Origin of the sequence: Novosphingobium album (ex Hu et al. 2023) (genome assembly GCF_022832385.1) — a bacterium.
GTDB lineage: Bacteria > Pseudomonadota > Alphaproteobacteria > Sphingomonadales > Sphingomonadaceae > Novosphingobium > Novosphingobium album.
Genome location: NZ_JALHLE010000004.1, coordinates 158,501 through 170,219 on the forward strand (window position 1 = coordinate 158,501; position 11,719 = coordinate 170,219).

Annotated in this window: 10 protein-coding genes; 3 read left to right on the forward strand and 7 right to left on the reverse strand. The window is 64.5% G+C overall.

The genetic code is table 11. The features are described from left to right. Nucleotides 1-50: 50 nt before the first annotated feature. Nucleotides 51-1,640, reverse strand: coding sequence for an amino acid ABC transporter ATP-binding/permease protein (locus tag MTR64_RS03920; RefSeq protein ID WP_243991043.1), 1,590 nt, complete (start codon nt 1,638-1,640; stop codon nt 51-53). Next, entirely contained in the window at nt 1,637-3,274 is a 1,638-nt protein-coding gene (locus MTR64_RS03925) for an ABC transporter ATP-binding protein/permease (protein WP_243991047.1), read from the reverse strand. Before MTR64_RS03925 ends, MTR64_RS03920 begins: the two co-directional genes overlap by 4 nt. A gap of 118 nt (nt 3,275-3,392) precedes the next feature. Between MTR64_RS03925 and MTR64_RS03930 the strand changes: the two genes are divergently transcribed. Genes MTR64_RS03930 through cydX form a run of 3 tightly spaced genes read left to right on the forward strand, consistent with a single transcriptional unit; the run spans nt 3,393 to nt 6,255 of the window. Further along, on the forward strand, nt 3,393-4,967 hold the full coding sequence (locus tag MTR64_RS03930) for a cytochrome ubiquinol oxidase subunit I (protein ID WP_243991058.1): 1,575 nt from the start codon (nt 3,393-3,395) through the stop codon (nt 4,965-4,967). Nucleotides 4,968-4,980: 13 nt separating this feature from the next. Beyond that, nucleotides 4,981-6,129, forward strand: a complete 1,149-nt coding sequence (gene cydB / locus MTR64_RS03935; protein ID WP_243991059.1) for a cytochrome d ubiquinol oxidase subunit II — start codon at nt 4,981-4,983, stop codon at nt 6,127-6,129. A gap of 15 nt (nt 6,130-6,144) precedes the next feature. After that, the gene (gene cydX / locus MTR64_RS03940) at nt 6,145-6,255 is read left to right on the forward strand and encodes a cytochrome bd-I oxidase subunit CydX (protein ID WP_243991060.1); all 111 of its coding nucleotides are present in this window, start codon (nt 6,145-6,147) and stop codon (nt 6,253-6,255) included. A gap of 63 nt (nt 6,256-6,318) precedes the next feature. On the opposite strand, the gene MTR64_RS03945 is transcribed toward cydX, so the two are convergent. The 5 genes from MTR64_RS03945 to MTR64_RS03965 form a co-directional block, all read right to left on the reverse strand. Continuing rightward, a complete protein-coding gene (locus tag MTR64_RS03945) occupies nt 6,319-7,185 on the reverse strand; it encodes a class I SAM-dependent methyltransferase (protein WP_243991061.1) in 867 nt (288 codons plus the stop codon). A 17-nt stretch (nt 7,186-7,202) separates the two neighbouring features. Further along, nucleotides 7,203-7,640 (reverse strand): thioredoxin TrxC, encoded by a 438-nt coding sequence (gene trxC / locus MTR64_RS03950; RefSeq protein ID WP_243991062.1) that lies wholly within the window; start codon nt 7,638-7,640, stop codon nt 7,203-7,205. 27 nt (nt 7,641-7,667) lie between these two features. After that, complete coding sequence (locus MTR64_RS03955) at nt 7,668-7,979, reverse strand: ArsR/SmtB family transcription factor (protein WP_243991070.1); 312 nt, start codon at nt 7,977-7,979, stop codon at nt 7,668-7,670. After that, the gene (locus tag MTR64_RS03960) at nt 7,976-11,200 is read right to left on the reverse strand and encodes an efflux RND transporter permease subunit (RefSeq protein ID WP_243991072.1); all 3,225 of its coding nucleotides are present in this window, start codon (nt 11,198-11,200) and stop codon (nt 7,976-7,978) included. The genes MTR64_RS03955 and MTR64_RS03960 overlap by 4 nt, the downstream gene beginning before the upstream one ends. Continuing rightward, the coding region (locus MTR64_RS03965; protein WP_243991074.1) for an efflux RND transporter periplasmic adaptor subunit at nt 11,197-11,719 on the reverse strand (523 nt) is incomplete at its 5' end. The genes MTR64_RS03965 and MTR64_RS03960, both read right to left, overlap by 4 nt.

Here is an 11,719-nt window from a genome sequence, read left to right on the forward strand (position 1 = left end):
CGCGGCCCTGCGGGCCTCGCATTGACGATTCCGAGTGAAACGAGCACGCTCTAAAGTGCGAAAACCTTGTCCACCAAATGGTGCAGCCCCTCGCGGTGACTGACGAGAATCAGGCCGGTTCCGGTCTGGTCCAGCCATTCGCCAAGATTGCGCGCAAGGTGCTGCTCGGTCGCGCTGTCCAGCCCTTCGCTCGGCTCGTCGAGCACGATCCAAGGCCGTTCGCCCAGCAGCGCCCGCGCCAGCGACAGACGCTTGCGCTGGCCGCCTGAAAGGCGCGCACCGTCGCCGCCGAGCCACTGGTTGAGCCCATCGGGCAAGGCACGGACGGTTTCGGCCAGGCACGCCGTGTCCAGCGCTGCCCACATCTCGCTTTCGATCACGCCCTGCCGGGCCATCCGCAGGTTGTCGGCGACGGTCCCGGCCAGTAGACTCGCATCCTGAGGCGCCTGCGCGAAGAGCTTGCGCAGCGTCTCCAGCCCCAGATCGCGCACGTCGGTGCCTTCGATGGTGACGCGCTGCGGGGCATCGCCGCGCAGGCCCATCAGGGTGCCGAGCAGGCGCGTCTTGCCCTTGCCGGAGGCGCCGCCGATCAGCAGCCGGCTGCCGGGTTGCACTTCGCATATGCGCCCTTCGCTCTCGAAACGAAGCGGTGCGCGGGCAAGGCGCTCGATCCCGCTGTGATGCGGCGCGCGGGGCGGCAGCGAGGCCATATCCTCCAGCCTGCGCAGCGCGTCATCGACACGGGGACGGTTGAGATCGGTGCGCACCAGCCCTGACCAGGCTTCCGCCGCCGAAGCCCCGGCCAGAGCCGCCGCTGCCGCCAAAGGCGCGGCGCCATTGGCCAGCGCAAGGACGCACGCGACCGTCACGGCCGCCAGCACCAGTTGCCCACCTTGTGTCATCGCTTCGAGCCGCACGATGGCAAGGCGCGAGGCTTCGAGTTCCTCGATATCCATGCCGATGGCCTCGATGATCTGCGGGATCAGGCCGTAAACCGCGATTTCGGCCGAGCAGGCCGCATATTCGGCATAGGAGGACTTGAGCCGCGTCATCGCATCGGCCCGCCGCCGCACTTGCGCAGCAAGCAGGCCGGGCACCACGCCTCGCGAGGCCAGGCGCATGGCGGCCAGCCCCGCCAGCAAGGCCGCCGCCGCCCATGGCCCGGCCAGAAAGCAGGCGATCAGCCCGGTACAGGCCCCGGCGACAGCGCCCGGCAGCGTGACCCGACGCACGACGGCATCTTCCAGCGCATCGACGTCCGACCCAAGCTGTGCCGCCACTTCGCCGCTCGGGCGCGAGAACACCGCGGCAGGCTCAGCCCCGGCCAGCCGTCCGAACAGCGCGGGACGGACATCAGCCAGCGCGAAAAAGGCCGCGCGGTGGCTGAACAGGCGCTCCCCATAGCGGCCCAGCGTGCGGGTGATGGCAAAAGCGCGAATGCCCGCGCTGGGCAGCAGGTAATTGAACCCGCGTACCGCCGCGACACCGGCAGCCCCGGCAATCGCGGCGCCCGTAAGGAACCAGCCCGAGACGGCCAGCAGGCCTACGCCCGCAATGGCCGCGAGCACCGCCAGTATGATCGCCACGCCCGTCGCGCTGCGCTGCCGCCGGCTGGCGTCCTGAAGCATCTGTGCAATCATGACAGCGTCACCACGCTGGCACTGCGTTCGACAAGGCCCGCATCATGCGTGGCGGCGATGACCAGCCGGTCGCGCGCAATCTCGGTAATCAGGTCGATCACCTGCCGTGCGGTCGCGCTGTCGAGATCGGCCGTCGGCTCGTCGAGCAAGAGGATCGGGCGGCCCGAAGCAATCGCCCGGACCAGACCGATCCGCCGCCGCTCACCGCCCGAAAGCCCGGAACCGCGCGGGTCTATGACAAGATCGAGGCTACGCTCCCCGATCAGCGAGGCCAGGCCGCAAGCCTCCAGCAAGGGCAGCAGGTCCGCTCCCCCTTCCCGGGAGGCCAACGTCAGATTTTCCCCGAGGGTTCCCGGCAGCAACAAGGGGCGCTGACCGGCCCAGCCCACCCATTGCGACAGCGAAGCAGGCTCGACCCCGTTGCCGTCAATCGACACAATGCCCTGCACGGCAGGCGCCATGCCGATCAGGGCATGCAGCAACGAGGATTTTCCCGTTCCTGTCGGCCCCGTCAGCGCATGCAACCCGGGTCCCTGCCACGCCGCCGAGTACGGGCCTACGCGATTGTCTTCCGCATAGATCACCTCCAGCCGGTCGATCGAGAGGCAGCTCATGTTCGTAACGCTAGCAATAGGCGCTGCCGGGCGACGGGCTTCGGCCTGTTGCAAGGTTGCGGCCATGCTGGCCTCTGCCGCCTCGCCCTGCTGCTTGTCGTGATAGCCCGCCGCCATCCGGCGCATGCCGAGATAGAATTCGGGTGCGAGCGCCAAAGCGAAGAAAGCGCGTCCAAGCGTCAGCGACTCCGGTGCGGGAAACGGCAGCAATCCCAGCAGCGAAAACCCGCAATAGACCGCCACCAGCGCCACGGAAAGCGCCGCGAAGAATTCCAGCACCGCGCTCGACAGGAAAGCCACGCGCAGGACCTGCATCGTGCGCGTGGCGACTTCGCGCGCGGCTTCTCCGATCTGGCGCGTCACCCGGTCCTCGGCCCCGAAGGCCAGAACCACCGGCAGCGTCGCCACGCGATCAACGAACAGGCCGGACATCCGCGAAAGCGCCTGCAGCTGCTTTTCCGCCTCGGCCTTGCCTGCAAGGCCCGCGAAGGCCATGCCCACGCCGAACGGGACCAGCGTCACCAGCATGATCGCCGCGCAGACCCAGCTGGCGAAGGCGACGATCAGCGCAATCAGCAAGGGCGATGCCACGGCCGCGAATTTCAGCGGATTGAAGCGCGCGATCAGGCCTTCGTAGGCCTCGACGTCGTCGATAGCGACGCGCATGTCCTCACCGGCCAGACGGCCGCGCACGAGCCCGGTTGGAAGCAGCGCCGCGATCAGTCGCGTTCGCAATTCCCGCTTGGTGCTAATGGCATCCCGCTGCCCGGAAAGGCCCGCCATACCCTGCGTTCCGGCACGCAGAATGCCGCTCAGTACAATACCCGCCAGCAGAGCCGGCATGATCACCGGTGGCCTTCCCTGTGCCGCCCAGTCTCCCAGCAGCAGGGAAAGGCAACCTGCGAACAGGACCGCCCCCGCCGTATCGGAGAGCCACCACAACGCGGCCGCGTCCAGCTTGCGCCGCGGTTGTCCCGGGAACGAGACGGAATCGATCGTAACAGTATGAGATGAAGACATTCAGATCCGGACAGGCATTGACTACATTAACACGGGCTAATATTAGGACCCCGCTATACGACGGGGCCCTTTGAGTCGAGTCCCGCCTCCGGCTACCCACAGCGACAGGAGCATGCTCATGGATATGGCAGTTGTCGAGCTTTCGCGGCTGCAGTTCGCGCTCACGGCCATGTACCACTTTCTATTCGTACCGCTGACCCTGGGCCTTTCGTTCCTGCTTGTCATCATGGAAAGCATCTATGTGATGACGGGCAAGGAGATCTGGCGCGTCACCACCCGCTTCTGGGGCAAGCTGTTCGGCATCAATTTCGTGCTGGGCGTTGCCACCGGGATCACGATGGAATTCGAGTTCGGGACCAACTGGGCCTATTACTCGCACTACGTGGGCGACATTTTCGGCGCACCGCTTGCGATCGAGGGCCTGATGGCCTTCTTCCTCGAGGCGACCTTCGTGGGCCTGATGTTCTTCGGGTGGGACCGGCTTTCCAGGGTCGGGCACCTCTTCGTGACATTCTGCGTCGCGCTGGGCTCCAACCTCTCGGCGCTGTGGATCCTCATCGCCAACGGATGGATGCAACATCCGGCGGGCGCCACGTTCAACCCGGAAACCATGCGCATGGAAGTCACCGACTTCTATGCGGTGCTGTTCAACCCGGTCGCGCAGGCCAAGTTCGTCCACACTGTCAGCGCCGGTTACGTCTGTGCCTCGGTCTTCGTTCTGGGCGTTTCCGCCTTGTACCTGCTCAAGGGCAAGTGGACGAATGTGGCGCGCCGTTCGATGATGGTGGCGGCAGCCTTCGGCCTCGCCTCCTCGCTTTCCGTCGTCGTTCTGGGCGACGAGTCGGGTTACACGCTCACCGACAACCAGAAGATGAAGCTCGCCGCGATCGAGGCGATGTGGGAAACCGAGCCTGCCCCGGCGGGTCTCTCGATCTTCGGCATCCCGGACATGGAAAAGCATGTCACGCATGCCGACATCAAGATCCCCTACCTGCTGGGCCTGATTTCCACCCGCAGCCTGACGGGCGAAGTTACGGGCATCAACGATCTGGTCCTCAAGGCTGACGAGCGCATTCGCAGCGGGCTGATCGCTTATGATGCTGTCGAGAAGCTCAAGGCTGACCGCAAGGACATGGCTGCACGCGAGGCCTTCGAACTGCACAAGGGCGATCTCGGCTATGCCATGCTGCTCAAGCGCTACGTTGCCGATCCGCGGCAGGCAAGCGAGCAGCAGATACTGATGGCGGCGAAAGACACGATCCCGAACGTCCCCGTGATGTTCTGGCTGTTCCGCATGATGGCGGGGCTCGGCTTCTTCTTCATCGGGTTCTTCGCGCTGGCCTTCTATTGCGCCTCGGTCTGCCAGTTCAACAAGCGCTGGTTCCTGAAGGTCGCGGTGGCGATCATGCCACTACCCTGGCTTGCCATCGAAGGCGGCTGGGTGCTGGCCGAGATCGGACGCCAGCCCTGGGCCGTGGACGGCGTGTTGCCAACATTTCTCGGCGCATCCTCGCTGACCGTGAGCCAGATCTGGGCGACGATCGTCGGCTTCACCCTGCTCTACGGTACGCTCGCCGTGATCGAAGTTCGCCTGATGATCGCATCGATCCACAAGGGGCCGGTCGAACACCTGCCCGGCACCGGACAGCAGCAGCAAGGCAGCGCGGGCTTCGCCCCGCTGCCTGCGGAATAAGGGAGGTTCACAAGTGGCTATTCCCCTCGATTACGAAACCCTGCGCCTGATCTGGTGGACTCTGCTGGGCGTACTGCTGATCGGCTTCGCGCTCACGGACGGCTACGACCTTGGCGTTGCCAGCCTGATGCCCTTCATCGGCAAGACCGACGAGGAACGCCGCATGGCAATCAACGCCGTCGCGCCGCACTGGGAGGGCCATCAGGTGTGGTTCATCCTCGGCGGCGGCGCGATCTTCGCGGCCTGGCCTTTCGTCTACGCCGTGAGCTTCTCGGGCTTCTATCCTGCGATGTTCCTGGTGCTGGCGGCACTGATCCTGCGGCCGGTAAGCTTCAAGTACCGCTCGAAACATGCCGATCCGGCATGGCGCGCGCGCTGGGACTGGGCGCTGTTCACCGGCGGCTTCGTGCCAGCGCTGGTGTTCGGCGTGGCCGTCGGCAACGTCCTGCAGGGCCTGCCCTTCCGTCTCGATAGCGACCTGCGCACTTTCTACGAAGGCACGCTGCTCGGCCTGTTCTCGCCTTTCGCGCTGGTGGCCGGACTGCTGTCTGTCGCCATGGTCGTAATGCACGGCGCGGGCTTTCTCGCCGTGAAGATCGAGGAAGGGCCAGTGCTCGACCGCGCGCGGCGCATCGGCAGCGTTGCGGCCCTGATTGTGATCTTGTTGTTCGCTCTGGGCGGCGTGTGGGTCGCGATAGGCCAGATGGGCTTCCGGCTGGAAGGCGTGATCGATCCCAACGGACCGTCCAATCCGCACTATCTCCAGACCGTGGCGACACCGGGTGCATGGATGGACAACTACGGCACACACCCGTGGATGCTGCTGGCCCCGATCCTGGGCTTCGCCGGTCCGTTGATCGCGCTGGTGGGCATTCGTACCCGCAGTCACGTGCTCAACCTGATCGGCACGTCCCTGGCGACCGTGGGCATCATTGCAACGGTCGGCCTGTCGATGTTCCCGTTCATCCTGCCCAGCGCGATCGATCCGCAGTCCAGTCTGACGGTGTGGAACGCCTCGTCGAGCCACCTGACACTGTGGATCATGCTGCTGGTGACACTGGTCTTCCTGCCGATCGTGCTCACCTACACGGCCTGGGCTCTGAAAGTCATGTTCGGACGTGTAACGATCGAGCAGGTCCGCACCAACCCTGACTTCTACTGAGAAGGAGCGAGACCAATGTGGTACTTTTCCTGGATCCTCGGCGTGAGTCTCGCGGTTGCCTTCGGCATCGTGAACGGCATGTGGCACGAGTTCCGCTCGCCCATGGATGACGACGCCAACGTATAAACGCATTGAGCCGGGATGCCCGAAATCGGGCATCCCGGCTCAATGGTCACGATTTGGGAAGATTCAGGCCGTGGCCGAAACAAGCCAGGCGCAATAGGACATCATCACGCCTTCGCCTTGCCGGTAGTGGCGCGCATAAAGAGCCGTGAGATCCGCCGCAGCGGCAGCCTGCACTTCCGGCGGATAATCCAGCAGAACCTGTCCGAAGGCCATGGCGTTGGTGGCAAACGCTCTTGCCTCTTCCGCTGTGGACCCAACCCCGCCTACCGGAAGTTCACCTGTCGCGGCGACGATATCGACATGACCGAAGCCGGCGGCTGTCAGCACCTCGCGCAGATAGCCGGTCTCTTCGAATGCAAACGGACCGGGCGCTCGGGGCACCGGCGCGGGCATCTCGACATGTTCACGCGCGACCGCCATTCCTGCCGTCATCCAGGGATTTTCCGCGGGTGGGCCCCACACCGCCAGATCGATACGCCCGCCCGGTTTGATTTGCCCCCGCAGGTTCGTGAAGGCCGCCACCGGCTCGGAAAAGAACATGCAGCCAAGGCGCGAGACGAGCCGGTCATAGGGTGCCTCGGGAAGCGTGGCTGTGCCCGCGTCGGCGCAGACGAACTTCGCATTCGCGGCACCCGCCTGCTGCGCGCGCCGTGTCGTGGCAGCGATGAGATCGGGCGAGATGTCGAGCCCCAGAACGCTTCCACCGGGCGCGACCGCTGCGGCAATGCCGATCGACGTCGCCCCTCCGCCGCAGCCGAGATCAATGACCCGTTCTCTTGGGGCAAAAGCGGCGCGGGCCAGCAGTGCCTCGCCCATCGGCGCGATCGTTCCCTCGAAACCCTTGAGGTTCGCGAGCCATCGCGCACCCATTTCGCCTGCCCAGTCTTCATACTTGAGGGCGTCTGCGTGCGGATGCTCCGGTTCGGTCATGGTGTCTTGTCCTAAAGTCAGCCGAGCGTCTGCCGGACCCAACCCGTGATGGCGCTTTTCGGCATTGCGCCCGACTGGCGCGCGATTTCACGCCCGCCCGAAATCAGGATCATGGTCGGAATCGAGCGGATACCGAAACGCCCGGCGATGGCCTGCTCCGCCTCGGTATCAAGTTTACCAAGCCGGACCATAGGCTCCAAGTCTGCCGCAGCCGCCTCGAACTGCGGCGCCATCTGCCGGCACGGACCGCACCATGCCGCCCAGAAATCGACAAGCAGCGGGATCGCGCTCTTCACCGCATGCGCATCGAAATTGGCAGATGTCAGAGTGACGGGGTGCCCAGTAAACAGGGCCGAACCGCACCGGCCGCACTTGCCACCGCCGGTCAGCCTTTCGCGGGGTACGCGGTTAAGTGACGCGCAGGAAGGGCAAGCGATGATCAACGGGTCAGCCATGGTCACCTCTTCTCGTAATGCAGCATGCTACTGGCAAGCATCTCCGCAGATATCGCAAAGCGCATGGATGATCGCGCTCACAACTTTGTCCTTCAGACTGTAGTAACGCGTCTGGGCTTCACCGCGAATGGCAACAACATCCTCTTCCCGCAGCATGGCAAGGTGCTGGGATACCGAAGACTGCGAGAGCCCCGTCAGTTCAACGAGTTCCGACACCGACACCTCACCTTCATCCATCCGGCATAACATCAGCAGGCGTTCGGGATGGCTCATCATCTTGAGCCGGGCGGCCATGCTGTTGGCGTTTGCCTTGAGTTCAGTGAGTTGAGCGGACTTCATGCGTCAGAACTTTCCAGTGGGCGACCATCGTCCCTGAGGACGACATAAATCGCCGGGATAACCAGAACTGTCAGCAAAGTGGAAGAGGCCAGGCCAAAGAGCAGCGAAATCGCCAAGCCCTGGAAAATCGGATCGGTCAGGATCACCGCCGCGCCAATCATCGCCGCCGCCGCCGTCAGCACGATCGGCTTGAAGCGGATCATGCCGGCTTCGAGCAAAGTTTCACGCAAGCTTTTCTCTTCCGTGCGTGAATGGCGGATGAAATCCACCAGCAGGATCGAGTTGCGCACGATGATGCCGGCCAGCGCGATGAACCCGATCATCGATGTCGCGGTGAACGGCGCGTTGAACAGCATGTGACCCAGCACGATACCCACCAGCGTCAGCGGGATCGGTGTCAGGATCACCAGCGGAATGGTGAAACTGCGGAACTGGCCGACCACCAGCACGTAGATACCGAGCAATGCCACCATGAAGGCCCCGCCCATGTCGCGGAACGTGACCCAGGTGATCTCCCACTCGCCGTCCCACAGAACGGACGTGTGGCTCTCGTCCTCGGGCTGGCCGTGGAGGATAATCTCCGGTTTTTCGAGGCCCTGCGCCTTCCAGTCGAAGCTGTTGATCGCATCGTCGACCGCCAGCATGCCGTAGATCGGCGCTTCGTAGCGCCCGGCGAGTTCGGCGGTGACCATGTCGGCCCCGCGTCCGTCACGGCGGAAGATCGCCCTGCCACCCGGGGCCATCTCGGCCTTCACCAGTTCGCCGAGTTGGACGAGCTGCGGCCCCATCGGCCCTTGCGCCACGGCCACCGGCGTCGCCGCCAGCGATGCGGACCAGGTGCGCTGCGACTGGTCGAGCGTCATCTCGATCGGCAACGGGTCGCGCCCGCTGCCGCGCGGGGCATAGCCGACCGTCTGGGTGCCGAGCAGCGCGCCGATCGAATCAAAGAGCTGGCGTTCGGACAGGCCGTACTGGTCGAGCTTCGCCCGGTCCGGGATCAGCTTGAGCGTGGGCCGGGGCTGGCCGAAGGAATTATCGACATCGACGATGTACGGCACCGACTTGAAGATCTTTTCCACCTGCTCGGCGGTCTTGACGCGGGTGGCTTCGTCGGGACCATAGATTTCGGCCAGCAGCGTCGCCAGAACCGGCGGCCCCGGCGGCGTTTCCACCACCTTGAGAGAACCGCCTGCAGGCAGCGAGATAGCCTTCAATTTTTCACGCAAATCCACCGCCACATCGTGGCTGGAGCGGGAGCGGTCCCCCTTGGGCAGCAGCGTGACCATGAGGTCGCCCATTTCCGGCTGGTTGCGCAGGAAATAGTGACGCACGAGACCATTGAAGTTGAACGGTGCCGAGGTGCCTGCATAGGCTTCCATCGAGACCACTTCAGGCACGGTGCGGGTGATCGCCGCGGCCTGTTCAAGCACGCGCGAGGTCGTCTCGAGGCTGGTGCCTTCGGGCATGTCGGCGACGAGTTGGACTTCGCTCTTGTTGTCGAACGGCAGCAGCTTCACCGTCACCGCCTTGAAGTAGAACATCGAGCAGGCAACGAGCGTGGCCACGCCGACCGCGATCAGGAAACGCCATGCACCCTGCTTCGTCGCAATGACCTTCGAAGCCGTGCGCTTGTAGAGCGCCCCCAGCTTGCCGCCGTGCGCATCTTCATGCTCGTGATGCGCCAGCGCGCTACGGGCAAAGCGGATCATCAGCCATGGGGCGATGATCACGGCCACGAAGAAGCTGAAGATCATCGCGGCCGAGGCGTTGATCGGGATCGGCGCCATGTAGGGGCCCATCAGTCCGGACACGAACAGCATCGGCAGCAGTGCCGCGACCACCGTGAGCGTCGCGATGATCGTCGGGTTACCGACTTCGGCGACGGCTTCCACCGCCGCGTCGATGCGGCTGCGGTCATCCTTCATCGCCCAGTGACGCGCGATGTTCTCGATCATGACGATGGCGTCGTCGACGAGAATGCCGATCGAGAAGATCAGCGCGAACAGGCTCACGCGGTTGATCGTGAAGCCCATCACGTTGGACGCGAACATGGTCAGCATGATCGTCGTCGGGATGACGATGGCGGTCACGCCCGCCTCACGCCAGCCGATAGCAAAGCCGATCAGGATAACGATCGAAACCGTCGCCAGCGCGAGGTGGAAGATGAGTTCATTGGCCTTTTCGTTCGCCGTCTCGCCATAGTTGCGGGTGACGGCAACGTTTACCGAATCCGGAATCAGCTTGCCTTCGAGCAAGTGGACACGATCAACGATCTGCTCGGACACGGTCACGGCATTGGCACCGGCGCGCTTGGCAATGGCAAGGCTGACGGCAGGCCCCATCGACCATTTGCCATTATCATCCTTCGCCCATCGCCAGGCCCGCGCCTGTCCCTGCGTTGGCGCCTGCTCGACCCTCGCAACATCCGACAGCAACACTGGCGCACCCGTGATCGAGCGGACCGTCAGCCGCGAAAGCTCCTGCGCGTCGCGCAGCGTCTGGCCTGCCACGACGAGCGCCGCATCGCCGCCTTCACGCACGGTTCCGGCGGGGAACGCACGGTTGGCCTGACTGACTGCCTCGATCACGCTGCCCAGCGGCACGCGGTGCGCGGCCAGCTTTGCCGGATCAGGCACGACGCGCAGGGCCATCTTCTGGCCACCGGTGATGAACGTGAGGCCCACGTCATCGACCTTGGCAACTTCCGTTCGCAGCTTGCCTGCGAGTTCCGCCAGCGCCTGATCGTTCCACTGCCCCGCCGCTCCGGGCTTGGGTGTAAGCGTCAGCACGACGATCGGCACGTCGTTGATGCCGCGCACGGTCACCTGCGGAAAGGGAATACCAACCGGAATCAGGTGCTTGTTGGCCTCGATCTTCTCGTTGATCCGGGTCGCCGCATCTTCGGGATCGGAACCGACGAGGAAGCGCGCCGTCACCAGCACGCCGTTGTCCTGCGCCTGCGCGTAGACATGCTCGACGCCGTTCACACTCTTGACGATGGTCTCGAGCGGCTTGGCCACCAGTTCCACTGCATCAGGCGCCGAGAGCCCCGGCGCCTGGACCATGATGTCGACCATCGGCACCTTGATCTGCGGCTCTTCCTCGCGTGGGATCGTGATCGTGGCGATCAGGCCGACGATCATCGCGGCAAGCAGGAACAACGGCGTGAGCGGCGATTGGATTGTCGCGCGCGTCAGCTTTCCGGAGATGCCGATTTTCATTGGCCTGTTGCCCCGATGAGCGTGTCTCCAGCGGAAACGCCCGAGAGAATCTCGACCTTGCCCGCTTCGGACGAAGGCGCGGTCTGCACCGGCACCTGTGTGGCGGAGCCATCCTTGCTCGCCAGCGTAACGTATTCGATGCCGTAACGTTCGGTGACATACGCGGCGGGCACCAGCAGCGCCTTGCGGCTGCCGGTCTCCACCTTGGCAGCGACCCGGCGTCCGACGAGCTTGTTGTCGATGCCCGGCATCTGGACATCAGCCCTCACCTGTCCGGCAGTGACCGACGGATAAACCTTCACCACGCGGCCCGTCGCATCGCCCGAGCCGATACCACTGGCCTTCACCAGCGAACCGGCATGGACCTTGTCACCCAGCGATTCGGGCATTTCCAACCTCACGATGGTCGGCCCGGCGGTGATAACGGCAATCGCCATGCCGGGTGCCACCGGCGCACCGGCCGGCACGTCGGCACGCAGCACCCGGCCGCTCGCAGGCGCCACGACAGCGCCCTGCCCG

What these genes read in the sequence shown, in the direction of transcription:
- MTR64_RS03920 (WP_243991043.1), bottom strand. Translation starts at nt 1,640, where the DNA reads ATGATTGCACAGATGCTTCAGGACGCCAGCCGGCGGCAGCGCAGCGCG.
- MTR64_RS03925 (WP_243991047.1), bottom strand. Translation starts at nt 3,274, where the DNA reads ATGTCTTCATCTCATACTGTTACGATCGATTCCGTCTCGTTCCCGGGA.
- MTR64_RS03930 (WP_243991058.1), top strand. Translation starts at nt 3,393, where the DNA reads ATGGATATGGCAGTTGTCGAGCTTTCGCGGCTGCAGTTCGCGCTCACG.
- cydX (WP_243991060.1), top strand. Translation starts at nt 6,145, where the DNA reads ATGTGGTACTTTTCCTGGATCCTCGGCGTGAGTCTCGCGGTTGCCTTC.
- MTR64_RS03945 (WP_243991061.1), bottom strand. Translation starts at nt 7,185, where the DNA reads ATGACCGAACCGGAGCATCCGCACGCAGACGCCCTCAAGTATGAAGAC.
- trxC (WP_243991062.1), bottom strand. Translation starts at nt 7,640, where the DNA reads ATGGCTGACCCGTTGATCATCGCTTGCCCTTCCTGCGCGTCACTTAAC.
- MTR64_RS03955 (WP_243991070.1), bottom strand. Translation starts at nt 7,979, where the DNA reads ATGAAGTCCGCTCAACTCACTGAACTCAAGGCAAACGCCAACAGCATG.
- MTR64_RS03960 (WP_243991072.1), bottom strand. Translation starts at nt 11,200, where the DNA reads ATGAAAATCGGCATCTCCGGAAAGCTGACGCGCGCGACAATCCAATCG.